Annotated in this window: 21 protein-coding genes; 13 read left to right on the top strand and 8 right to left on the bottom strand. The window is 53.7% G+C overall.

Going from position 1 to position 23,154, the window contains the following annotated elements; genetic code table 11:
• Nucleotides 1-63 precede the first annotated feature (63 nt).
• The 6 genes from ccpN (at nt 64) to MYS68_RS23820 (ending at nt 5,603) form a co-directional block, all read left to right on the top strand.
• Complete coding sequence (gene ccpN / locus MYS68_RS23845; protein WP_248928252.1) at nt 64-729, top strand: transcriptional regulator CcpN; 666 nt, start codon at nt 64-66, stop codon at nt 727-729.
• Between the two features lie 14 nt (nt 730-743).
• A complete protein-coding gene (locus MYS68_RS23840) occupies nt 744-1,547 on the top strand; it encodes a pyruvate, water dikinase regulatory protein (protein ID WP_248928251.1) in 804 nt (267 codons plus the stop codon).
• A 146-nt stretch (nt 1,548-1,693) separates the two neighbouring features.
• Nucleotides 1,694-2,416 carry a response regulator transcription factor gene (locus MYS68_RS23835; RefSeq protein WP_275983988.1) on the top strand — a complete coding sequence of 241 codons (723 nt, stop codon included), beginning with the start codon at nt 1,694-1,696 and terminating at the stop codon, nt 2,414-2,416.
• Nucleotides 2,413-3,450 (top strand): sensor histidine kinase, encoded by a 1,038-nt coding sequence (locus tag MYS68_RS23830; protein ID WP_248928249.1) that lies wholly within the window; start codon nt 2,413-2,415, stop codon nt 3,448-3,450. The genes MYS68_RS23835 and MYS68_RS23830 overlap by 4 nt, the downstream gene beginning before the upstream one ends.
• 123 nt (nt 3,451-3,573) lie before the next feature.
• Complete coding sequence (locus tag MYS68_RS23825) at nt 3,574-4,128, top strand: stalk domain-containing protein (RefSeq protein WP_248928248.1); 555 nt, start codon at nt 3,574-3,576, stop codon at nt 4,126-4,128.
• 146 nt (nt 4,129-4,274) lie between these two features.
• On the top strand, nt 4,275-5,603 hold the full coding sequence (locus tag MYS68_RS23820) for a molybdopterin-dependent oxidoreductase (protein ID WP_248928247.1): 1,329 nt from the start codon (nt 4,275-4,277) through the stop codon (nt 5,601-5,603).
• 44 nt (nt 5,604-5,647) lie between these two features.
• On the opposite strand, the gene MYS68_RS23815 is transcribed toward MYS68_RS23820, so the two are convergent.
• Together MYS68_RS23815 and MYS68_RS23810 are read right to left on the bottom strand one after the other, a co-directional pair.
• Nucleotides 5,648-7,174 carry a GMC oxidoreductase gene (locus MYS68_RS23815; RefSeq protein WP_248928246.1) on the bottom strand — a complete coding sequence of 509 codons (1,527 nt, stop codon included), beginning with the start codon at nt 7,172-7,174 and terminating at the stop codon, nt 5,648-5,650.
• A gap of 32 nt (nt 7,175-7,206) precedes the next feature.
• The gene (locus MYS68_RS23810) at nt 7,207-7,962 is read right to left on the bottom strand and encodes a ThuA domain-containing protein (RefSeq protein WP_248928245.1); all 756 of its coding nucleotides are present in this window, start codon (nt 7,960-7,962) and stop codon (nt 7,207-7,209) included.
• A 154-nt stretch (nt 7,963-8,116) separates the two neighbouring features.
• Between MYS68_RS23810 and MYS68_RS23805 the strand changes: the two genes are divergently transcribed.
• On the top strand, nt 8,117-9,772 hold the full coding sequence (locus MYS68_RS23805) for a GMC oxidoreductase (protein ID WP_338043608.1): 1,656 nt from the start codon (nt 8,117-8,119) through the stop codon (nt 9,770-9,772).
• Here the strand turns inward: MYS68_RS23805 and MYS68_RS23800 are convergent.
• Entirely contained in the window at nt 9,769-10,071 is a 303-nt protein-coding gene (locus tag MYS68_RS23800) for a hypothetical protein (protein WP_248928244.1), read from the bottom strand. The genes MYS68_RS23805 and MYS68_RS23800 overlap by 4 nt on opposite strands.
• A gap of 82 nt (nt 10,072-10,153) precedes the next feature.
• Between MYS68_RS23800 and MYS68_RS23795 the strand changes: the two genes are divergently transcribed.
• From MYS68_RS23795 to MYS68_RS23770, 6 genes are all read left to right on the top strand, one after another.
• Nucleotides 10,154-10,603 carry a gluconate 2-dehydrogenase subunit 3 family protein gene (locus MYS68_RS23795; protein WP_248928243.1) on the top strand — a complete coding sequence of 150 codons (450 nt, stop codon included), beginning with the start codon at nt 10,154-10,156 and terminating at the stop codon, nt 10,601-10,603.
• Nucleotides 10,581-12,263 carry a GMC family oxidoreductase gene (locus MYS68_RS23790; protein WP_248928242.1) on the top strand — a complete coding sequence of 561 codons (1,683 nt, stop codon included), beginning with the start codon at nt 10,581-10,583 and terminating at the stop codon, nt 12,261-12,263. Before MYS68_RS23795 ends, MYS68_RS23790 begins: the two co-directional genes overlap by 23 nt.
• A gap of 99 nt (nt 12,264-12,362) precedes the next feature.
• Complete coding sequence (locus MYS68_RS23785) at nt 12,363-13,994, top strand: spore germination protein (protein WP_338043607.1); 1,632 nt, start codon at nt 12,363-12,365, stop codon at nt 13,992-13,994.
• 5 nt (nt 13,995-13,999) lie between these two features.
• Nucleotides 14,000-15,166 carry a Ger(x)C family spore germination protein gene (locus tag MYS68_RS23780; protein ID WP_248928241.1) on the top strand — a complete coding sequence of 389 codons (1,167 nt, stop codon included), beginning with the start codon at nt 14,000-14,002 and terminating at the stop codon, nt 15,164-15,166.
• An 18-nt stretch (nt 15,167-15,184) separates the two neighbouring features.
• Nucleotides 15,185-15,427, top strand: coding sequence for a hypothetical protein (locus MYS68_RS23775; RefSeq protein WP_248928240.1), 243 nt, complete (start codon nt 15,185-15,187; stop codon nt 15,425-15,427).
• A gap of 31 nt (nt 15,428-15,458) precedes the next feature.
• The gene (locus MYS68_RS23770; RefSeq protein ID WP_248928239.1) at nt 15,459-16,556 is read left to right on the top strand and encodes a GerAB/ArcD/ProY family transporter; all 1,098 of its coding nucleotides are present in this window, start codon (nt 15,459-15,461) and stop codon (nt 16,554-16,556) included.
• 2 nt (nt 16,557-16,558) lie between these two features.
• On the opposite strand, the gene MYS68_RS23765 is transcribed toward MYS68_RS23770, so the two are convergent.
• From MYS68_RS23765 to MYS68_RS23745, 5 genes are all read right to left on the bottom strand, one after another.
• A complete protein-coding gene (locus tag MYS68_RS23765) occupies nt 16,559-17,650 on the bottom strand; it encodes a GerAB/ArcD/ProY family transporter (RefSeq protein WP_248928238.1) in 1,092 nt (363 codons plus the stop codon).
• Nucleotides 17,651-17,677: 27 nt separating this feature from the next.
• A complete protein-coding gene (locus tag MYS68_RS23760) occupies nt 17,678-18,856 on the bottom strand; it encodes a Ger(x)C family spore germination protein (protein WP_248928237.1) in 1,179 nt (392 codons plus the stop codon).
• Nucleotides 18,853-20,397 carry a spore germination protein gene (locus MYS68_RS23755; protein WP_248928236.1) on the bottom strand — a complete coding sequence of 515 codons (1,545 nt, stop codon included), beginning with the start codon at nt 20,395-20,397 and terminating at the stop codon, nt 18,853-18,855. Before MYS68_RS23755 ends, MYS68_RS23760 begins: the two co-directional genes overlap by 4 nt.
• A 306-nt stretch (nt 20,398-20,703) precedes the next feature.
• On the bottom strand, nt 20,704-22,410 hold the full coding sequence (locus MYS68_RS23750) for a GMC family oxidoreductase N-terminal domain-containing protein (RefSeq protein ID WP_248928235.1): 1,707 nt from the start codon (nt 22,408-22,410) through the stop codon (nt 20,704-20,706).
• Entirely contained in the window at nt 22,403-23,062 is a 660-nt protein-coding gene (locus tag MYS68_RS23745; protein ID WP_248928234.1) for a hypothetical protein, read from the bottom strand. Before MYS68_RS23745 ends, MYS68_RS23750 begins: the two co-directional genes overlap by 8 nt.
• Nucleotides 23,063-23,154: the final 92 nt, after the last annotated feature.

Below are 23,154 nucleotides of genomic sequence, written 5' to 3'. Positions count from 1 at the left end.
AATAGGGGCGTCTTCGATTGGAGCTGTTATTTTGGTAGATGATCGAAATCGAAGTATGCTACAATGCTTGTAAAGAGGTTTGTAAGGGAGGAAAACGCCATCGAACTGACAGCGAGACAATTGCAGATCGTTCAGCTGGTAAAGCAGCATGCCCCCGTGACGGGGGAACAAATCGCCGAGATGCTGGGCTTGAGCCGTCCGACATTGCGCTCCGATTTGGCGCTGCTTGTGATGCTTGGTTTTATAGATGCAAAACCGAAGGTCGGTTATTTTCTGGGGACGGCGATGGCTTCGGAAGGGCAGGCGTCCCGCCGATTATCCGGGCTGAAGGTGAAGGAAGTGCAGGCGATGCCGGTCGTCATCCGTGAAACGGCTTCGGTTCACGATGCGGTCGTCACGTTATTTCTGGAAAACGTCGGCAGCTTGATTGTCACCGATGAGGAGGGGCATTTGTCCGGAGTCATTTCTCGGAAAGATTTGCTGAAGTTTACGCTGGGCAACCCGGCCGCTTCGACGATGCCGGTCAGCCTCGTCATGACCCGGCAGCCGAACATCATTTGCGCGGAGCCGGACGATTCGGTCCTCGATGCCGCACGCAAGATGATCAACCACCAGGTGGACAGCTTGCCTGTCGTTCAAGAGGGGAAAGACGGCAAGCAGGAGGTTATCGGCCGCATTACGAAAACGATCATGACGAAAGTGCTGCTCGACATCGCGGCGCAACCATAACAGGAGGAGAACGAATGAGCAAGCACAGTTACGAAATTACGATATGCTCCGACTCGGTGGGGGAAACGGCCGAAGCGGTTGTCCGGGCTACGATCCGGCAGTTCGACGCGCACCAGGTCAGGACGAAGCGGATCGGCCATATCAAAAACGAGGATGAAATTCGGGCCATCATGGAGGAAGTGGCGAGAACCGGCGGGTTCGTCGCCTATACGCTCGTCCAGCCCGAGCTGCGCGAGATGATGAAAGAGGAAGCGATCCGCCTCGGCGTTCGTGCGGTCGATATTATGGGGCCGATGATGCAGGCGTTCATCGACACGTTTAACGATTCGCCGAAGCGCCAGCCGGGGCTGCTTCACCAGCTCGACGAAGATTATTTCCGCCGCGTCGAAGCGATCGAATTTGCCGTCAAATGCGATGACGGGCGCGATACGAGCGCGCTGCTGAAAGCGGACATTTTGCTCGTCGGCATATCGCGCACGTCGAAGACGCCGCTCAGCATTTTTTTGGCGCATAAAGGGCTTAAGGTATCGAACCTGCCTCTCGTGCCGGAAGTGAAGGTGCCGAAAGAGCTGTTTCTCGTTCCGGGCGAGCGCATCTTCGGACTTACGATGGATCCGGAGCATCTGCTCAAAATACGGACCGAACGGCTGCGGACCGTAGGGCTCCCCTATGGGGCCAAGTACGCGACGCTGGAGCGCATATCGGAAGAGCTCGACTATGCGCACGGGCTCATGAAGCAAGTCGGATGTTTGATCATCAACGTGACGGATAAGGCGATAGAAGAAACGGCCGGCATTATTATGAGTCATATTAAATAATCTTCATGACGAGACACAGTCCCCGAATATTCGGGGGCTTTTTTTTCGGATAGAGCGACGAACAGGGCTGTTAATGGTTTTGTAATGTTTTCGTAAGGTTCGTTCAACAGTTGTTCGATAGAATGAAAATCAGCGAAAACGGGGGGATGCAGGTGGCTTATAAAATTTTGGTGGCTGACGATGAGGCGAACATTACCGATGTGTGCGCCAGATATTTGGAACGGGAAGGCTATCGGGTCATTGCAGCGTCCGACGGCGAAGAAGCGCTGCGGGAATGGAGGAAGCAATCGCCCGATCTGATCGTACTCGATGTGATGATGCCGGGTAAATCCGGCTTTGAGGTATGTGAGGAAATCCGCAATGAGCAGGAGGTTCCGATCATTATACTCACGGCTCGCGGAGAAGAAATCGACCGCATTATGGGACTGACGCTAGGGGCGGACGATTATTTGACCAAACCTTTCAGCCCGAGGGAGCTGGTGCTGCGGGTCAAGTCGATTTTGCGGCGCTCTGCGCGGCCCCTTTCCGGCGGATCTGCAGAAAACGGGCCGGAAGCGGCCGCTCTTCGCTTCGGGGCGCTGGAAATTCACCCGCTAAGCCGGACGGTGAAGCGCGATAGCCAAGAGATTGAGTTGACGGTGAAGGAGTTTGAACTGCTGTATTTGCTTGCGAGTCATTCCGAACAAGTCTTTTCCCGCAATCAGCTGCTCGAAAAAATATGGGATACCGACTACTACGGCGATACGACGACGGTGACCGTTCATATCCGCAGGCTGCGCGAAAAAATAGAACCTCTCCCGTCACAGCCGATGTTCATTAAAACAGTATGGGGCATCGGCTACAAATTCGAGGGCAGGGAATCCCGATGAAGCTGCGTTCATATTTGCTAATTGCCAGTACGGTCAGCCTGACCATTATTTTGGTCAGCTTGTTTGTTTGTTACCGGTATATGCTGCTGGAGTGGAACGAGGTTATGCTGCTTGGGAGCGTAACCATAGGAGCAGCAGCCGTTTCGCTGGTGGTGCATTTTATACTGACGAGGCCTCTGGAAACGTCTATTCGGGCGATGTCGGAAGAGGCGTCGCGTATCGCCGGAGGCCATTTCGAAGGGCAAGTGCCGCTAACGGGACCGCAGGAGTTTCGCCAATTGGCGGCGCGCTTCAACCAGATGTCCGCCGAACTGCAGATCAGCTTTGAACGGCTGCATGCGTCGGAATCGTCCCGGCGTGAGCTCGTTGCAAACGTATCGCATGATTTGCGTACGCCGATGACTTCGATCCAATCGTTTGTAGAAGCGCTGGAGGACGACATCATCCAGGACAAAGAGACGTTTGAGCGTTACCTTCAGACGATTCGCCTGGAAACGAAGCGGCTGAGCCGGCTGATCGACGAGCTGTTCGAGCTTTCGCGGCTTCAGGCGGGTAGCTTGGAATGGGCTCCCGAGCCATGTCATGTCGATAGCCTCATTATTGAAGCACTGCAGAGCCATGCGATTCAATTCGAGGAGAAGATGCTGAAGGTATCGGCGAACGTACTGGACGGTGTGCCTCAGGTGCTCGTCATGCCATTTGAGATCAAGCGGGTGCTGGCCAATTTGCTGGAAAACGCGATCATGCATACGCCGATAGGGGAAACGCTGACGGTAGAGGCGAAACCGGCAGCCAAAAGCGGATATGTGCGCATTTCGGTTAGCGATCAAGGAAAGGGGGTGCCGGAGTCCGACCGGGAACGCATCTTTGAAAGGTTTTACCGGGTGGATGCCGCCAGGACCCGTAAGAGCGGCGGAGCCGGCCTCGGTCTTGCCATCGCCAAATCGATCGTTGAGCGGCATGGCGGAGAAATTGGCGTCGAAAGAGAAGAGCCGCGGGGCAGCCGATTTTGGTTTACCGTTCCGCAGGCATGACCGGGGAATTGTCAGCTCTAGTTAATGGTTTTGTAATGATTGCGTTAGCCGCGCGTAAGATTCCTCCTGTATCTTGGGTTATGCAGCAGCAACAATTACATTGATTCAGGAGGTAGTCGAAGGATGAATCGGATGGCTAAAGTGATGTTTGGTTCCGTTGTAGCACTGATGCTGGTTACTCCGGGATGGGCGGCGGCCGAGGAGATGAAGCCGTCGGTGAATTACGGCAAAGCCGACATGATGATGAAAGACGGGATGGAGTTTGTCGCGCTCAGAACGGCTGCCGAGTCTCTCGGCTATACGGTGGTTTGGAACGGAGAGGATCAGTCGGTTACGCTGACCTTGGGCAAAATGACGGGCGATAAGATCATGGACGGGAAGATGGCTGATAAAACGATGAACGACAAAATGAACGAAGAGATGGGCGGAAAAATGTCTGAAGGCAAGATGGTCGATGGTGCCATGGGCGACAACATGCAGGGCGGAAAAATGGAAAGGAGCAAGATGATGTCCGACATGACCTATTCCGTCAAGATCAGGATCGGCAGCAAGACGATCATGGCCGGGATGAAGGAAATCATGCTGTCATCAGCCCCGATGATCGTTGATGACAAAACGTATGTGCCAAAGGATCTGATCGAGATGTACCTGGCGTCGCCCCCGGCGACGATGAAGTAACGGGGAGGGAAGGAAGCGGGCTGCAGTACAAACTGTGGCTCTTTTCTTTTTTACTTGCTCGCTCAAACCGGGGCGTCATATTTTCGCGTATACTTATATAAAAGCGGTACCAAATCGGATCGGACAAAAAGGCGGTGCAAAAGGGTATGGAAAAAAGAAGTTGGCTCAAGCAGCCGTATGGGAAAAAGCTCGCCAAGCTGCACGGATGGAATGCTTGGATCGTGCTGCTGCTCGCGGTCACAGGCATCATTTTATGGATTCCTTCGATCAGGGGCGATTTGGGCGTTATCCGGGTCATCCTCAAATGGCTGCATATTGCACTCGGTATCGCATCCATTGTACTGATCGGGCTGTATATGCCGCTCATCCCGAAGCATTGGAAGCAGCTGCGGGATAAGCTGGCGCAGCGGTGGAATTTGGCCGTGGTGCTTGCGCTGCTGGCCGGCTGGAGTTTATCGGGCATCGTGCTGTGGCAATTCCGCCAGCTGCCTCCGGCGTGGAGCAACGCGGCGTTGACGCTGCACGACCTGTTTACTTGGGTCGGGCTGCCTTATGCGGCGTATCATTCGATCTCCCGCAGCCGCTGGGTGAAGGAAGCCCGCCGGCAGGAGCTGCTGGAGCTTCGCAGCCGGGAAGCTGCGTCATCCGGCTCTGCCGGGAGAGATGTCGCCCATGACGGAGGGGATAACGGGAAGGAAAATGCCGCCGCTTCGGTTATTCGCGCTTTGAAAAACGCCCCTATATCAAGGGCGACATTTATTCGGACGGTCATCGGGCTGCTGCTTGTATTCGGTATCGGGCCGAAGTTTTACCGCTGGTTGAGAGGCGCTTTCGAGAGCGCCGGCACGGACATAGCCGCGATGGCGGAAGGCGACCGCAACCGGATGCTTCCTGCACCCGAGCCTTCGCCGGATTCCGCGAATGTGATCGGAGGCGGGCTGCAGGGCGACTTCCGCATATACACGGTGACGGAATATCCGGAGTTCACGAGCGAAAGCTGGAAGTTCGCCATATCCGGCCTCGTAGCCGAGCCGCAGGCGTGGAATTGGGAGCAGTTTCTGAAGCTGAAGCGCAAGGTGCAGGTGAGCGATTTTCATTGCGTAACCGGATGGTCGGTTTACAAGATCACCTGGGAAGGCATTCCGCTACGTGCGCTCCTTGATCTGGTGAAGGTGAAACAAAACGCGCGATTTGTAAAAATGTATTCCGGCGACAAGGTATACACCGATTGCCTCTCGCTGGAGCAAGCGCGGATGGACGATGTGATGGTGGCTGTACTTATGGACGGCAAGCCGATTCCGCAGCTGCTCGGAGGGCCGGTGAGGCTGGTTGTGCCGAAGATGTACGCGTACAAGTCGGTCAAATGGCTGCAGGCGATCGAACTGACAGACAAGGAGCATTTCGGGTATTGGGAAGTGCGCGGTTATGATAACGATGCTTGGGTGCCGCTGGGCAAGGACGGAAGGCCGGTCTAGGGCGGGCTTCCTAAACCGGCATAACTGAGGTCGTCTAATGGCTCTCAAGTTTTCGCGATAATGTCCGCCGTTCGTATGGCGAGCGCGATGGTCGTCAATGTCTGGTTTTCCGCTCCGGTATCCGGCAAAGCGCTGTTGTCGGCGACATAAAGACCGGTGACGCCGCGGACCCGCCCGTAGCGGTCGGCGACTGAAGTCGCCGGGTCGTCTCCGATCCGGCAAGTGCCCGAATCGTGGTGCAAATCTCCAAAAGGAGTCAAGCATATGGGCGGCCTGCCGTCCCCGGCACCCAGGCGGATCCCGGCGTCCGCGGCGATGCGCCGTATCCCGTTTGTCATTTGTCCGACGACGTTCCAATCGGCCTGGTTCAAGGAAAAGATGACCTGAATCTCCGGAATGCCGTATTCGTCCAATTTGTTTTGATTCAGAACAACCCGGTTTTCGTAGCGGGGTTCTACTTTTCCATAACCGTAAAAGTTGACCGTGGTCTCGTCCGTAAGCGGCCTTTCCAATGCAACAGGATACCAGTAGAACGATTCGGGGCCGGTCATCAGCACCGAATACGGCCTTTCCGGCGATTGCGGGATCATGATGTTCAGAGGGCCCCACGGGATGGGGAAGTCGGTCGTCTTGATCGTTCCCGTTGCCTGCACGAAAGATTGATTCGAGAAAAAGCGGCCTAACGCCCGGTTTTGAAAGCCAGAATACATCAAAAGGCGTGGCGATTCAAAGGTGCTTGCGGCCAAAACGATTGTTTTGGCCTTTATCGTATAAGCGATTTTATCCGGGGATACGACTTTGACTCCTGAAATTCTCCCATTGTCGTGAAGAATTTGCACCGCTCGCGCGTTAACCGCGAGATCAAACGGCCTTAAATTGAGCGCCCGGGAAAGAAGAGAGATGGAGCTGGTGAACATGTCGGTATGCAGTTGGCCGTAAAACTGAGGCACGATATCGGCAGCAACAGGAAGAGGCGCCGCTTTGGAATACCCCCGCATCCACAACCGCTGCAGCACAATTTCCGTAAACGAAGCGCCTTCCGCAAAAGATCTTGTAACGTTCATGACTTCTTCGGCAACCCCGTAATAGCTTTCCATTTCCTGAACCGGCACAGGCCATTTCGCCAAGTCCCATGAGTGCATGCGCGGAGCAAATGCGTACCAAAACAATGTCCGGCCGCCCAGTGCAAAAAGCTGCCTGGCTCCCGGGTAATAAGGACCTGCGCCTGGAAGCGGCCGGGATATGCCGCTAAAATATGCGGTCAGACGATCCTGGTTCATTGTCGGCAAGTTGCGCGCATGCGTTGGAATCACCAGGCGGCCGCGCTCAATCATGCCGATGCGCTTTCTTTGATTTTTCCAATGCTGGCACAATCTCCATAGAACAGACCCGCCGCCGGCTCCGGAACCGATGATCAGCACGTCGTATTCGTTCTGTTCCATCTGTTCGAGGGGGGTGAGGGGGATCCACGTATAAAGCGGCTCGGTGGGCGGTTGGATTGGGCAAACCGGAAGCATTCCGACCGGATCCGCCGGCTTCGTTCCCGAGTTCGGATGAAACCGGATGTTCACATGCGCTCCCTCCTAAGTTAAGGTGATGTTCATTAAACGTTCTCAAGCGGCGGAACATTTCCGAATACGGGAAGCGCCCCGTGTGGAGCCGCCGCCCAGCGTACCGCATTAGCTATGACACGCAAGACGTCCCTATTGTAATAGATCGGATATTCCTCGTGTCCGGGCTGGAAGTAAAAGATTTTGCCGAGCCCCCGCGAAAAAGCGCAGCCGCTGCGAAACACCTCCCCTCCTTGAAACCAACCGATAAAAACGAGTTCTTCCGGAGCGGGGATATCGAAAAACTCCCCGTACGTTTCTTCATGCGGCAATTCAATGTATTCGCCGATTCCTTCGGCAATCGGATGAGAGGGAGCGACGACCCACAGCCGTTCCCGTTCGCCGGCCGTCCTCCATTTCAAATCGCATGTCGTTCCCATCAGCTTCTGAAAAATTTTTGAACGATGTCCGGAATGCAGGACGACAAGTCCCATTCCTTGCAGCACTCTGGCATGAATTCTGTCGACGACCTCATCCGAAACCTGTTCGTGTGCCAAATGCCCCCACCAGATCAACACGTCCGTTTGTTCCAGAACCTCCGGTGACAACCCGTTCTCCGGCTGCTCCAAGGTGGCTGTGCGGATGCGAAATCCGTACGGCCCGATGCCCGCAGCGATCGCTGAATGTATGCCGTGGGGATATATACGGGCTACCTGGGGGTCTGTTCGCTCATGGATAAACTCATTCCAAATGGTTACGCTGACAGGTTTCATCTCAAACAACGGGCCGCTTCCAATTCTTACTCTCATCCTCGCACCTCCCGCGCCTTCCCGGATATATGCATTCTTTTCGATATATATGTACTTTCGGCTTTAATGAGTCCGTTATTTCGCAAAAAAAGCTCGTCATGAGCGAACGCAAAGAGCATATATTTTAAAAGCATATTGAAGGATGTGAACTCTGTTGAGGATATACATCGCGGGAAGCCACGACACTCTTTTTTCCGTTGCGCGCAAATACCGGATAGAGATCGAAAGGTTAAAATCCTTAAATCCGCACATTTCGATCATCGATAAAACCATCGAAGGGAAACATGTCCTTCTCCCTTCGGAACGAATAACGGGTGCCAAGGGGGATCTCACTCTTCCCGTTTGCCCGCCCATTCCGGAGGAAGAGCTGCTTTCCGACTGGATTCCGGTCATCCCGGTCGAACGGATGGCCGCTACCGAATACGACGTTCTTATCGTCGGATCGGGGGCGGGGGGAGGAGCCGCTGCCTGGCGATTGTGCGAAAGGTGGAGGGGGAGCGAAAAGAGGATCGGAATCGTGGAGAGAGGAAGCGCGTTTTTGCCGACGAATGTCGCAAATATTGCGACCATGGACGGAAACAACTTCAGAGTGTACGCCCCTCCGCAAATTACCGACCAGATCGGAAAACGCCTTCCGCAATTTCCGGGAGCGAAGCTGATTTACGCATTGGGCGGAAGGACTTTACTGTGGGGGGCGGTTGCACCGCGGATGGCCGCTCACGTATTGGCAAGCTGGCCTGTCCCGGTCCGGGAAATGGAGATGTACTATAACATCGCCGAAGAAATTATGAACGTATCGAGCGCCTATACGCAGGATTCGTCGGTGACCCGGATTCTTCTGCAGCGTCTCAGGGAAAACGGTTTTTTCAATGCGGCCGCCATTCCAATTGCGGCCGATCTTGCGGAAACCCGGTACGGAAAGATTCGTTCCAACGTTTTCTTCAGCTCCATCGTTTTTCTGGCCAGGGCGTTAAGTCTCAGACCCTTTGATTTGGCGGTAAATGCGTACGCGGCGGAAGTCGTTACGGAAGGCGGGAAGGTGGCCGGAGTCCGGGTCATAACGCCGGATAAGAAAATTCATTTGATCAGATCGAAAACCGTCATTTTATCGGCAAGCACACTGCAAACCCCGCGCATCCTGCTGAATTCGGGCATTCCCGGAAAAGCGATCGGACGTTATCTGGTCAACCACTCCTATCTGCTTGCTTCGGCAAGCGTAAGTACTGTGGGATTCCCGGAACCGACAGGAGCGCTGGGCATTATCGTTCCTGAGCTCGAGGATCGTCCGTTTCAGCTGCAAATTCAAGGTCCCGGGCAGTTTTTTAACTACCAATATGCGGAAAAGCCGGATCAGTCCGAGTGGTCAATCGGTTTTTTCGGCGTTTCCGGCCATGTGGAACCGCGCAGCGAGAACAGAGTATACATCGACCCAAGCAGGCGGGATGAGTATGGCATCCCGGAGCCACAAGTCAGCTTCTCCTACAGCGAGCGAGATCAAGCCGTCATTCGCCGCATGTATTCCGCTTTACTTCAGGCTTCCTCGGCAATGCAGCTGCATTCGGGCGCTCCGAACGGAGCGCCGGACATTTGCCTGTGGCAGCCCGGAGCGGACAATCACGACGCCGGAACATGCCGGATGGGGCTGGATCCGAACATCTCGGCGACGAATCCGTTCGGGCAGATTCACGGGGTGGCGGGTCTGTATATTGCCGACAACAGCGTGCTGCCCTCCATCGGAGCCACCAATCCGACATTATCTACCGTCGCTTTGTCGATTCGTACGGCCGATCATATCGCGAAGCAAATCTAAAGCCTTCGGAATACAAAGCCTTTCGTTAAGGCGGATAATGCGTAAGCGACCCATTCCGATATTTGTGCCTCTCCTCCGAGCAAGAATAAATTCGCGTTGCCGCGCCGCAATATTTCCGTTTTTGTTGCATAGGGGATATACCCGGTGCGGGTGACGAACAAGACGGGATACCGTGGAAAAGAGGGATGGCTGAATCCGATTTCCGGCCAGGTTTCAATAGGGGCGATAAGCACGTTTTTTTCATAAGGCGTATGAATTCGGGCATATTCGGCTGCTTCCGCAAAAATGGAGATTTTCAAACGATATCACCTCCATACATCATATGACGGACGCAGCAGATTCAGATAAGAATATCGAATTTATTGATCAGGGGGACGGTCCATGATTTCCAGCGAAGAGATTCGAATGATCCGAAGGCTGTCGGAAGCGATTTTTCCCGGCGCAGCCGAAGCGAGGGTAAGCGATTTTATTGTCCGCGATATGCAAAGCAATCCGTTTTGGATCGATTTGTACCGCGCAGGATTAAAGGATATGAACGAAAAGGCGATTGATCTTTACGGTACGCAGCTGGTTGAGCTGGCGGGCGAACAGCTGAACGGCTTGCTGGCCGCGTGCGAACAATCGGCATTTTTTCGAACGATACGGGAGCATACGCTGGAGGGGATGTTCAGCGACCCGATTTACGGCGGCAATTACGAAGCCTGCGGATGGAGACTGGTCGGTTATGCGGGACCGACCTATCACCCGCCGGAGACGATCGGCGAAGCCAAGCCGCCGGTTGTTTATTATTCGCTGGAAGGGATAGCCTATGCCGAAAAAAACGGATTATGACGTTATTATTGTCGGAGCGGGAGCGGCCGGAGGCATTATAGGCAGGGAGCTGAGCGATGCGGGGTTGTCCGTATGCGTGTTGGAACGCGGCCCGATGATCGAAACGAAGGACGTATCGATGGATGAGCTCCGGTTTCCGATCCGGCAAAACCTGCTGTGGGCGACACCAAGGGTTGGCGGGATGACATGGCGGCCTCATTCCCGCACGGGGACGGAGAAAACATTTTCGCGCATTACCCAATTGCTCGACGGCTGGGGACCCGGGGGAAGCATGAACCACTGGGGAGGGGCAAGCTGGCGGTTCGAGCCGTCGGTATTCAAGGCGCTCGACGTTTGGGGGCAAATTCCCGGCGGCGCCATCGTGAACTGGCCGCTTTCCTATGAAGATCTGGAGCCGTTTTACACCAAATTCGAGTACCGGATGGGCGTTTCCGGAGATGCCTCGCTGATGAAGTACGGGCCGCCGAGAAGCGTGCCGTATCCGCTGCCTCCGCTGGAGCAGGGCTATGCGACGAGCCACTTTGCCAACGCGTGCAGGAAACTCGGCTATGAGCCGTTTCCGGTTCCGGCAGGCATACTTTCCCGCGATTTTGAAGGAAGGAAGCGGACGGGATACTGCGGCTTCTGCATGGGGTATGAGTGCACTGTCGACGCGAAATCCAGTACGAGAGTGACGGAGCTTCGGGAAGCGATGAAAAATCCGAATTTCACTATGCTAACGGACCGGTACGTGTATCAAATCACGATGAGCAGTTCGCAGAAAGCCGACGGGGTTGTCTGCCTGGATGCGGAAGGCAGGTCGCACGAGTTTACCGCAGGCATCGTGATCGTTGCCGCGAACACGCTGTACAATGTATGGCTGCTGCTGATGTCGCGGAACGTGCACGCCCCGGGCGGAATCGGCAATCAGCACGGGCAGCTGGGGAAATATTTCCATCACCATGCGCTGCTGACCGTACACGGATTATTCGATGAACGGATGAATGCGCACATCGGTCCTTCCGAGCCGCTGATGGCGATTACCGAATACACGGAGGACCGGTTTGAGCATGCCGGTCTCGGATTTGTCATGGGCGGTTTGATATTAGGCGCGCATACCGTCGGCGCTTCCGGGCAGCCGATCGAATTCGCCAAAGCGATCCCGCTGCCGGAAGGCGTGCCGGGCTGGGGACCTTTGTTTAAAGATTTTATCGCACATTCCTTCAGCCGGTATTACCAAATTCTTGCTATTCTTACAGACCCTCCGCAGCTTGCGAGCTCCATCGATCTCGATCCTCACGCCCAAAACGGGCTCGGCTTTCCATTGCCGAGAATTACGTTCAGCTGGAGCGAGCAGCTCCGAAATATGCATCGTTTTTTTTATCCGAAGATAGTGGAGGTATTTCGGGCGGGCCGCGCCCGAACCATATGGGGCGGAAACGATGTTCAGCCTCCCTGGGAACTGTCGCATCCGAGCGGTGGCACGCGGATGGGAGAGGACCCGCGGCAATCGGTTACCGACCGGTATGGCCGGATCCACGGCATCCGCAACGTATTTGTCGCCGGAAATTCGTTATTCCCGACCATGTCCGCCTTTAACGTGACGGAGACGATCGGCGCACTTGCCTATTGGCAGGCCGAATATATCAAACGCGAAGCGTTAAAAGGGGATTTGCTGTAAATGAATGAATTGCCCTTATTTTGGAAAAAGTAAGATAAGCCTGTCCGGCAATGCCTGTACATCGAACATATTCACCACACGGGGAAGGGGCGAAGCGCTATGAATGTTTTCAAATGGCTTTTACGAAGACGTAATCGCGGCGAAGGTTCCGCACATCGCGGCGCAGCAGGCCGATCCCCTTCGGAGGAACGGACGGATCCGGCAAATACGACGGATGGTGCATCTGAGGCTTCAGACATTTCCTCCAGATTGGCGGATAACCTGCAGCGGATGCAGCAGATTTTCGACCGCTGCAGCGACATCGCGATCCTTCACTGGCAGTACGGCCCGGAGATGAAATATTCGGCTTTTTCGATTTATTCGAAAGCGCTCGTCCAGAAAAAGGAGACTAACTATTTCAAAGACTCCCTTCAGGATCTCGTTCGGCATGAGATAGGGCCGGGCACGGAAGTGACTCCGGAAAATATCGGGCATTATTTCAGCAGACACGTCGCTTCTTCGAATTCTGCCTTGCTGGTCAAAAATTTTGATGAGGCGGTAGCCGATGTGCTGAATGGAAATATCGTCATTTTCATAGACCTTTGGGATAAAGCGCTTAGCTATGCTGCCAAGGGGCTGGAAACGAGACAAGTCAGCGAATCGGTCAACGAGCCGGTCGTATTGGGGCCGCGCGAAAGCACAGTGGAGAGTTTGTCCAAAAATATAGGCATGCTGCGCAACCGGCTGAAGACGCCGCAATTCAAAATTGAACCGGTTCCCTCGTCGGGGCAAACGAAAACGAAAGTCGTTTACGGATATTTGGAGGGAGCCGTCAATCGTGAGGTGCTCGCGGAATTTCAAAGGAGAATCGCCGGGCTTCGGGACAAGGAAATTTTGGAGACTTCATTCGTAGAGGAGATTATTGAGGATTCGAAGTACTCCCCTTTTCCGCAATTCCGGTACACGGAAAGAACCGATGTCGCCGTCGCCTCGCTGCTTGAGGGAAAAATAATCGTGATGGTCGAAGGGACAGGATCGACGCTCATATGTCCGGGATTGTTTGTCGAGCTGCTGCAGTCGAGCGAGGATTACTATCAGAGAACCGTCATTTCAAGCCTGATCCGCTTGCTCCGGCTTGTCGCTTTACTGATTGCGGTTGGATTGCCCAGCATATACATCGCTTTCTCCACGTACCATCCGGAATTGATTCCAACCGTACTGCTGCTTGCTATAGTCAACTCCCGCGAAGGCATTCCGTTTCCGGCTTTCCTCGAAGCGTTGGTGATGGAGTTTTTCTTTGAGCTGCTCAGGGAGGCGGGGATTCGTCTGCCGCGTCCGGTCGGATCGGCGGTCAGCATCGTCGGAGCGCTCGTCATTGGGGAAGCGTCCATCAATGCCGGCATCGCTTCCCCTATCATGGTGATTGTCGTTGCTTTGACCGGGATTGCATCCTTCGCCATCCCGCAGTATAACCTCGGCATCGCACTGCGGATTTTGCGGTTTCCGCTCATGTTGTGCGCCGCCGCTCTGGGGTTGTTCGGCGTCATGATCGCTTTTATTTTGATATGGCTTCATCTGGCGAGCTTGCGTACTTTGGGGCAGCCTTATTTAAGTCCGCTCGGCCCTTTTATTCCGCGGCAGCAGAAGGACGTATACGTCCGGGCTCCGCTCGGAACATTGCTCCGGTCCCCCCGCTTGCAGCATATGCGCGAGACTGCGAAGCACGCGGAACAGATGCATGCTCAGGAGTGAAAATTATGATCAAACGCATCTGGACAAGCATATGCGTGCTGGCTATCTGTTTGCTGACGGGCTGCTGGGATCGCGCCGAGCTTCCGCAAAAGGGGTTTGTAATGGGGGTTGCCGCTGATGAAGCCGAAGGAGGCAAAATCGCCCTGACAACCCAGGTTTTCAGGCCAAGCCAGGGGATTGGTCCGGCAGGATCCAAGGCGGCGGAGAACGCATACGTCAATGTGCAGACGATCGACGATACGGTTCCGCGGGCCATTCGCGATATCCCGATCAATCTCGGACGAAAAGCGCAATGGAGCCATACGCGCCTGATTATCGTCAGCGAGAAGCTGGCCCGCGACCGCGGAATCAACAATTTAATCGAATTTTTTATGCGGGACCACGAGCCGCGGCTGACGATATCCTTCATGATTGTGGAAGGCAGGGCGGATGCTTATTTGCGAACGAAGCCTTTGATCGAAAATACGATCAGCCAGCAATTGGTGCAGAGCGAGGAAACGGCGGCGTCCTTCAGTTCGAAAACAATAAATTCCAATTTGTTGAAATTGGGCTTGCAAATGAAAAGCGAGGTCGGCAATGCGACAGTCCCGTATCTTTATTTGACCAGGGAGCCTTCGCCAACAGTGACAAATACGGCCGGGATTGCCTTGCTGAAAAAAGGAAAGCTTGCGGGGCTTATGCCGCCGTCAAAGGTGGAAATATTGCAGATGCTGCTCAATGAGTATGAAAGCGGGATGATCGACATTCCTTGCGGTGCGGAAACGGAGTCAGGCGGGATTAAGGAGGCGGTGGAGGTCGTTTCGGCAAGGAGCAGTTGGCGGCCTGTTATCGGGGAAGATTCGGTGATCGTATCGGGAAAGCTGAAAATGGATGTGGCAATCACGGAGTTGTCCTGTTCCAGGGTAGAAAAGGTGGAGGAAGAACAGCAGTTTGCGAAAAAAGTGGAAGAGACGGTAGAGCGAAGAATTGCTGAAACGATCGATTGGCTGAAGAACAAAAAATTTGACGCGCTTGGACTCGGCGATAAAGTGTATAAGAAAAATCCGGCATTATGGAAACAGTGGAAAGAGGGCTGGGATGACAGGTTTGCAAGCAGCGAGTTCCATTTCGACGTAAAGGTAAGGGTCATCAACAGCGGGACCACGACGGGCAATCCTGTCTTAAAAAAATAGAAGGAGGCCGGAGGCATCGTGTTATTACGGGCGCTATTTGTGCTTTTGTTTTATACGGTCATCTTGAGTGCCGATGTGCGGAGGCTGAAGAAGCTGGGGAGTCGCGAATACGCAGCTTATGCCGCCTTGCTGCTGCTTTCCGCATACCTCGGCACAAGTTATGTTTTGGACCTCAATTGGCCGTTTCTGGAAGATGCGGCCTATGCGATTTTCCGTGAAACGGCCCGTTCGATCGTTGACTCTCTTAAAGCACCTTCCTGACAGACCAAAATGAGCCCATACGGAGGCAAAGATGAAGGTTAAAGAACAAATCAGCTCGGCGCAAATGTCCGTTTTGTTTTTTGCTTACATGACGGGATCTTCCATCGTCAATATCCCCGCCCCGCTGATCGGCTATGCCAAAAACGGGGCGTGGATATCGCTGCTGCTGTCTCTGTCTGTGGGCACACTGCTTTTATTCTGTGTGCTGTATTTGTTCCGCAAATTTCCCGATCTTACCTTTATTGAATACAGCAACGCCCTGGTCGGCAAGTGGGTCACATTGCTTCTCGCAGTCCCGTTTCTTTCGTTTCAATTTCATATGACATCCGGGATCGTCCTGGACATCGGTCTGTTCTTGAACAGTTCCATGATGCGGCAAACTCCGCTGTCCATTTTTGTATTCTGCGTCTTCGTCGCGGCCGCTCTCACTGTGCGTTCGGGGATCGAAACGTTGGCCCGCATGATATTGGTTCCTTTGATCGGGGTTCTTTGTTTCGTTATTCTGATCATGTTGTTGTCCGGGAACACTTACCGGTACGATCATCTTTTGCCCATTATGCCGGATGGAATCAAACCGGTCATTCTCGGAGCATATTTTTCGTACGGATTTCCCTATGTGGAGCTTGTGCTGATGGCGATGCTCTTTCCATACGTACGACGGGAAGGACGGCCGCATCTGGCAAGGGGAATGTTTCTCGCCTTGTATATGAATGCTTTTTTCCTGATCGCGGTTACGCTGTGTACGATTCTCGTATTTGGGCCGCTTGCAGGGGAGCGAAAATATTCGATGTTTGAAGTGGCGCGTATTATCGATCTGCTGGAAGTGATTCAAAGGATCGAGTCCCTGATGGGCATTTCCCTGATTTTGACCTCTTTTTTCAAGGCGGCGATTACGCTCTTTATCCTGAATTTGACGTTTACCAGGTTGTTCGCTTTAAAGGATGACCGGATACTCGTATTTCCGCTAACGCTGATTTGTTTCATATTCTCCTTGAAGCAAATCGATAAAGGAGCGGCTCACTGGATGTATTCCGTGGCGGTCATTCATCCGCTCTGGGCGACCTGGGCGTATTTGCTTCCGCTGGCGATTGTTGCCGCAGCCGCCGTTCTCAAAAGAAACCGTTCCTGATATTACGCTTTTTTCCGTCTCAGGCGGACCTTACCTACGATCAGCAGCAGCAGCGGCAGCCCGATCATGTTGACAGGGAGCACCACAGGCACCCAGTAATGGTTCAAATACCCCGCAGTCGCTTCCGATACGTTTTGCGGAATAAAGGCAAAGGCTACAGAAATAGGGGCGATGAACCAAATCAAACGCCGCCAGTTCCGGATTTGCAAAAATTGAGCCGTTCCATAGCTGGTAATGAACAGGTAAACCGAGAGCTTGATGAAAACGCTGGTGACCCAGATCACGACGGCCAGCGCGTCGAGGTTTTCGATAAACTCGAAAATTGCGATTTTTTTGGACATTTCAAAAAACGGATACCACGTTCTGGAAGACAGATTGACTCCGCTCGTTAAAATAACCATCATCATCGCAAGCAATGTGGAAAAGGAGGCGATGCCTACGCCCCAAATCGCATACGGCGATCCATTGCGCGGGTTGTTCAAAAAAGATGACAGCATGACGAATTCCACTGCATGACCGAGATAAGATGCGGGAGGCAGCGATCCCCTGAGTATGGCGGATACGCCGCTATCCGCGTAAACGGGCAGCATGCGGTGCCATTGAATGTTATTAACGCTGAAAAGCAGCACAAGAAAAACCATTGACAAGATAATCGGCCCCAATATTTCGCTGCACCGTCCGATGCCGTCAATCCCCCCGGAATAGGTCACGTATACGACGAGCAATATCATAACCGAGATGATGACCGACTTCGGGGTGAAGGGCAGAAGCAAAATCTGGATCAGATCGCTGAATTGGCGGAGAATGATCGGAATGATCGTATACCACTGGACAAGATAGACCATAACAACGAGCTTTCCGAGCCATTTGCCCATGATGGTCTGACTGAATTCGATCAGATTTTGCTGCGGATACAGCAGCACGAGTTTTGCCGAGATGACGGCAATCAGCAGAGCGATGCAGCCGGCCAGCAGCATGGACATCCAGGCGTCCTGCTGCGCAGCCTGCAGTGCGGGGGTATAGGTCATCAGTATGGTCATGCCGAGATCCATGACGGCAATCATCCAGAATGCTTGAATTCCGCTCAGTTTCATTGGCATTCGTCCCTTTGTTCGTATTGGTTACTGAAGTATATGAGCCGGCAATTGGGTTCGGCCGATCCGCGAAATCACAATCTCGACCTTGCAGGCGACCGGAATTTCCGGGTAGAGGTTAATCCACTGATCTTTATGTTTCTTCCAGTAAGCGGGATAGGCCGTATGGATTTTTTCGCCGATTCCGAAGATGTCCGCTTGAAGTTCCTGCTGCGACCGCCGGATCGTTTGTTTGACCAGCTTTTCCGCTTCTTCGGTCAATTTGCTTTCGGCCAGCTTCAAATCGGCTTTTTTACTTAAATCCAGCTTTGAATCGTTTTCGATCACTCTTCCGCCCGCTTTAAGGATGATGGTCATATGCGGCATGTCATTTTTCATTTCAGCTTTCATAGTTGAATGGTTGGTCAGCACCTCGATGCCGATAGTTCCCTTAAAGCCTTCCTCCGGCGGGGTGACCTGAGCTGTAAACCGGGTTTCGTTCAACTTTCCTTTCTGCCATTTGAGAATTTTTTGTTCTTCCTGGGTTAAAAATCCGACCAGTCTCGGCCTGTTGAGCTGGTATACGGCCGCTTCGTCGATCGTAAACGTATTTTTCTCGGTGTCGTTGGAAAAAAGCCGGATGGCGCTGGTAACCGGAGCTTTTCCGGGCAGCGAAAGCTCGTTGAGAAACTCGTCAACCTTTAAGGAATATCCGAGGCCGGACATTTGAATTTTTTTAATGCCGATACCCGGGATCGATTCGAGCAGGTAAGGAGTTTGCAAAATTTTTTTGGCTGTTGTGCCTCTGGCCGTCAGCACGTACATGTTGTATCGGCTGCCCGGGTAACGCAGCGTCTGGTCCAAAACCTGGTCCATGCGGGTTCTTGCGTATTTTTCGCCAATGACAAGGACGCCGCGGTGACCTAAAAAGATATGCCTGGACAAACGTTTTTGCATTTTATGCAAAATGTCCGCACCGTCCTTGCCTTTCTCCGAAACGACCAGAACCGGTTGATTATTTCCGCCTTTGCCCAGTTCGAGCGCATTCGGAAGTTGAGTGGGCAGGGCGATTTGCAGCGTGGATTCCAGCTGTCCGTCCTCTGCGACATCGATCCCGCCGGCAAGCACGAAGGCCAGATCGCTGATTTCGGTGCGATCCCAACAGCCGGTCAAAAGGCACAGGCAGAGGATCGGGAATATAGCGCTCCGCGATAAATTAAGCATCATTGTTTACTCAGCTCCTGTGTCGGCCAAACGCGGTTTTTCCGCTTTTGCATGATCCACCAGGGCGCTCTGCCCAAAACGTCCTTAATGCCGTCCCGGTCGAACGGAGCAAGCGGAGCCATATAGTAGACTCCAAAGGAACGCAGATTGACCAGATGAATCAGGAGGGCGATAAGTCCGGCGCCTACGCCGTACAAGCCGAAGATGCCGGCACACAGCATGAGCGGGAACCGCATTAAACGGATTGCCTGGCTCATATTATAGTTCGGTATCAGAAAAGAAGCGATTCCGGTCAAAGAGACGATGATGACGATCGGCGCCGATACGATCCCCGCCTGCACCGCAGCTTGTCCGATGACAAGCACGCCTACAATGCTGATGGTTTGCCCGACCGGGCGGGGCAGGCGGATACCGGCCTCGCGGATGGCCTCAAAGGCGATCTCCATCATCAAAATTTCGATAAGGGTCGGGAAAGGCACCGGCTCTCTTGCCGCAGCAAGCGTCATCGCCAGGGTGGTTGGTATGAGCTCCGGATTGAACTCGGAAACGGCTACATAAAAAGACGGCAAGGTCAAGGAAATGAAGGCGAAAAAGTAACGCAGCCAGCGCAAAAAAGTCGCAAAAATATAATTCGTATAGTAGTCCTCGACCGTTTGAAAGGCGTGCCATATATTAACAGGAACGATCATCGACACAGGAGACCCGTCCACCAGGATGACAACCCTTCCTTCGAGCAGAGAAGCTGCAGCCGAATCCGGCCGCTCCGTTACGTGTATGACAGGAAAAGGCGAATACGCGGCGTCGCGGATTATTTCTTCTATGAAAGCCGATTCCAGTATCGTATCCAGTTCAATTTGCGACATGCGTTTCTTCACTTCGGCAATTACCGCGGGCGAAGCTGCGCCTTCCATGTATGCAAGGGCTACCTCCGTTTGCGAAACTTTTCCGACAAGCATCTGCTCCATTTTCAGCCGCGGGGTCCTGATGTTCCGGCGGAGCAGCGCCTGATTGATCCCGATATTTTCGATAAACCCGATCTTCGGACCGCGGATAACGGATTCCGTGCTCGGTTCCGACAATGCGCGGTGCATAGTGGATTTTACATTAATAGCGAGGGCCTGCGCGGAATTGTCGGCGATCAAAACGACTTCTCCCTTGATGATCCGGGCGACCGCATCTTTTTTGTTGTCGATGATTTGGGTCAAAGCAACCGGAACGAGATCGCTTTTGATTTGTTCCATGAAAGATATGTCGTTATCTCCGCGTTCCGGCCGCTGCCGCATTAGCGGTTCCAGCAGTTCCTCGTCCAATTGCCTGGCGTCGACCAGCTCTTTAAAATAAACGACAATTCCGGGGACGGAGTGGCGTAGATGCAATTTCCTGACCGTCAAATCGGAACAGTTGGAAAACGTATGCTTCAACCAGGCTTCGTTGTCGGCCAAGCTGCCGGACAGAGGTTTCGCAGCCCCTTCCGCAGCCGCGTCCGGATCTTCAAACATCGGCATTTTCGTTTTGCGGGAGGCGATCATTTTTTTTATCGGCATCCGGTTCACACCCTTTGGATAAGCTTTAAAATGGGCAAAACATCAGCGAAGGAGAGAAGCGATCCATACAATTAGCTTTATCCTGATTTGTGGAAAATATATTGGAATATTTCCCCGCAGGACAGACATTCCAAGGATAGGGACAAGGAGGGCTCAGGCCAATGAACGGACGCATGATCGGAAAAATCGTCGGATTTATATTCATCGTCGGCTTATCGGGTATAGTGCTTTATTATTCGGTTTCCAGGGGATGACAAAACGGGCAGCGGAGCGATGGCTCCGGACTGCCCTTTGTTTGCCCTGAAATCAGGTGAAATAGGCATCCGCCAGCTTATCCGCCGTGCGCGTTGCCAGCGCCTGCGTAGTGAGCGTCGGATTCGGCCCGCCGATTCCGTTGTAATGCACGCTGTTGTCGGCAATAAACAGCCGTTTGACCTGGTAAGCCTCGCAGTTAGTATCCACGACAAAACCCATTCTCATCGTGCTTTCGATATGGAGCAAAAAGCCGGCCGGCGTATCCGATCTGAAAATCTTTCTCGCGCCCGCGGCTTGCAGCGTTTCGCAGGTATAGCGAACGAGCTGATCGCGCCTTTTGAGCGTTTTCTTATTGGGGGTATAATAAATGACCGGTATCGGACCGTGCTCATCTTTCAGCAGCGGGTCCACCTCCACCCGGTTGTTGTATAACGTATCATCGTCCGTCAGCAGCAGCACCGTCATGGTTCTGTTATAGTTCAGCATCAGCTCCTTGAGCTCGGGTCCGACTACCCTGCCCCGAATGTCCCAAGGTTCCCCCGGTTCGGGAGGTGTAAAGGCATCGTAGCCTGCTTCGCTGAAGCCGTACGACAGAAAGGCCATAAGTCCCGGACTCAGGCAGGAAACCTGAAAAACTCCGGTTCCCGGAATATCGACACGCGCTCCCGACGTATGTCCCATGTACGGATACACTTCGGGCAACCCCAAAATGCTCATCAGATCTTTTTCGTCAAAAACGCCGCCGACCCAATCGAAGTAATGATTGGTAAGTCCTCTGCCGACCCAGGCGTTATAAGGCAGTGCGGAGTTGAGCCAGAGCCGCGGCGACTCGAGACACCCGGCGGCCATGACGACCGCCCTGGCCGTCAGTTCGCCGATTTCGCCCGTCCATGTATCGCGGAACTGCACGCCGTTGGCGCAAAGACCGTCTTTTGGGTCGCGCCGCGTTAAAATTTTGACCGCAAAGGAGTTCGGGCGAATGGCGACGTTGCCGGTTTTGAGAGCGAGCGGAACGTAGCTGACCAGCGTGCCCCGTTTGGCGATCCGATCGACCGAGGGTCCGGCGGAGCAGCCGTTGACGCAGTGCCCCTTTAACGTGCATCCTTCCATATTGAAAAGCTGCTCCATCGAATAGTTAGGGTCCATCAGATGTTTGTTCGGCGGCAGGATCGCGTTCGGATTCGGTCGGTACCCCGGGGTCACCACATCGAGCGTCGGGATCAAAGACCAGCCGGCTTTTTTGGCGCCGTAATAAAACAGCTCTTCCTTCGGGGTTGTCGGCGAAAACTGTACGGGGAGCGTCGCTTCCACCTTCTCGTAATACGGGATCAGCTCCCGGTAGCTGATCGGCCACACATTGTCAACCGACGCGGGAAAAGCGCGGGGCGACTGGGCCCAGTAATGCTGCGTCGTTCCGCCGACGCCGGCGAGCTGCCATATGTCGCCTTTCTGCCGCATGACCCGGTGCCAAGGGGCACGGCGACGGTCGGCCGGTCCGAAACGAAACGTGCCGGAAACGACGTCGTTCATATTGTTTTCGTGCGCATTGTAAATTTTTTTGTAAAGATTTACGTCCAGATCCGCATAACTTGAGCTCCATTCCGCTCCGCGATCGGTGTTGGGGCTGGGCCATTTGCTGTTGCCATACCAAGGGCCGGCTTCCAGAACAAGCACCTTGAGCCCTTTTTCCCCGAGCTCTTTGGCGATAACGGCTCCGCCTCCGCCGGATCCGATGACGATGACGTCGGCATCATACATGGGAGGGCCCTCCTCCCGTATGGTTAATCGTCAATAAAAAGCCGCGGAGGGCACGGTACCCCAGCGATGCGCCCGGATATCCGACCTGCCGCCAGCTCACCGGAAAATACTCCAGCCTCCGGGCAGCCGGAGTGTTCAGCCGCGTCGTTCCGTATGCGGACCATTCCGAATAATTGCCGAACATCGTCCCCCGGTTTAAATAATCGATAATAAACTTGACGAGGCCCCCGTCGTCTTTATAGGGGGGAGGCAAGCTTCCGAGATCGATTCGGAGCTGTTCCAGACAGGCCATCGTGCGGATTCGATCGCGGGGGGATAGACTGGCGAAAGGGCCGCCTTCCATGGCCGGATGAATTGGCGGATCGGCTGCCTGGCCTGAGGAAATGAGCTGTACCGCCGCGCTGTCCAGCATCATCGCGGTTGCGGTCGCCAGCGGGACAGCGGTAAGCGCATAACCGATAAACAGTGCCAGACTATGATCCAATTCCCAGACGATGTACTCATGAACGGCCAAATCCGCCGCGCCAGCAGTCAGGACGGTCGGAGGGGCGTTCGGCGGGTGCATACCCGGAACTACAGCTTCGACCATGGCTTTAAATGTCTCCAATGTATATGGAGATGTAAGCATTTCACGATCGTTCGAATGGTACATGCAATACCTCCTTTTGTCGAAAGTTCCATACATAGAACGATATTTGCCGTATGGGCGAATTATGCATATCCGCACAAGCAGGGATATCCTGT

The sequence above is a fragment of the Paenibacillus hamazuiensis genome, assembly GCF_023276405.1.
In the GTDB taxonomy this organism is placed as follows: Bacteria; Bacillota; Bacilli; order Paenibacillales; family NBRC-103111; genus Paenibacillus_AF; species Paenibacillus_AF hamazuiensis.
This window is presented reverse-complemented; position numbering and strand designations above follow the sequence as displayed.

Bases quoted from the DNA above. Each gene is read 5' to 3' on its own strand.
- MYS68_RS23790 (WP_248928242.1), top strand. From the start codon at position 10,581: ATGCCGAAAAAAACGGATTATGACGTTATTATTGTCGGAGCGGGAGCG.
- MYS68_RS23795 (WP_248928243.1), top strand. From the start codon at position 10,154: ATGATTTCCAGCGAAGAGATTCGAATGATCCGAAGGCTGTCGGAAGCG.
- MYS68_RS23760 (WP_248928237.1), bottom strand. From the start codon at position 18,856: ATGATGCTTAATTTATCGCGGAGCGCTATATTCCCGATCCTCTGCCTG.
- MYS68_RS23820 (WP_248928247.1), top strand. From the start codon at position 4,275: ATGGAAAAAAGAAGTTGGCTCAAGCAGCCGTATGGGAAAAAGCTCGCC.
- MYS68_RS23750 (WP_248928235.1), bottom strand. From the start codon at position 22,410: ATGTATGATGCCGACGTCATCGTCATCGGATCCGGCGGAGGCGGAGCC.
- MYS68_RS23830 (WP_248928249.1), top strand. From the start codon at position 2,413: ATGAAGCTGCGTTCATATTTGCTAATTGCCAGTACGGTCAGCCTGACC.
- ccpN (WP_248928252.1), top strand. From the start codon at position 64: ATGCTTGTAAAGAGGTTTGTAAGGGAGGAAAACGCCATCGAACTGACA.
- MYS68_RS23765 (WP_248928238.1), bottom strand. From the start codon at position 17,650: ATGAAACTGAGCGGAATTCAAGCATTCTGGATGATTGCCGTCATGGAT.
- MYS68_RS23780 (WP_248928241.1), top strand. From the start codon at position 14,000: ATGATCAAACGCATCTGGACAAGCATATGCGTGCTGGCTATCTGTTTG.
- MYS68_RS23810 (WP_248928245.1), bottom strand. From the start codon at position 7,962: ATGAGAGTAAGAATTGGAAGCGGCCCGTTGTTTGAGATGAAACCTGTC.
- MYS68_RS23755 (WP_248928236.1), bottom strand. From the start codon at position 20,397: ATGCCGATAAAAAAAATGATCGCCTCCCGCAAAACGAAAATGCCGATG.
- MYS68_RS23840 (WP_248928251.1), top strand. From the start codon at position 744: ATGAGCAAGCACAGTTACGAAATTACGATATGCTCCGACTCGGTGGGG.
- MYS68_RS23785 (WP_338043607.1), top strand. From the start codon at position 12,363: ATGAATGTTTTCAAATGGCTTTTACGAAGACGTAATCGCGGCGAAGGT.
- MYS68_RS23835 (WP_275983988.1), top strand. From the start codon at position 1,694: ATGCAGGTGGCTTATAAAATTTTGGTGGCTGACGATGAGGCGAACATT.
- MYS68_RS23770 (WP_248928239.1), top strand. From the start codon at position 15,459: ATGAAGGTTAAAGAACAAATCAGCTCGGCGCAAATGTCCGTTTTGTTT.
- MYS68_RS23745 (WP_248928234.1), bottom strand. From the start codon at position 23,062: ATGTACCATTCGAACGATCGTGAAATGCTTACATCTCCATATACATTG.
- MYS68_RS23825 (WP_248928248.1), top strand. From the start codon at position 3,574: ATGAATCGGATGGCTAAAGTGATGTTTGGTTCCGTTGTAGCACTGATG.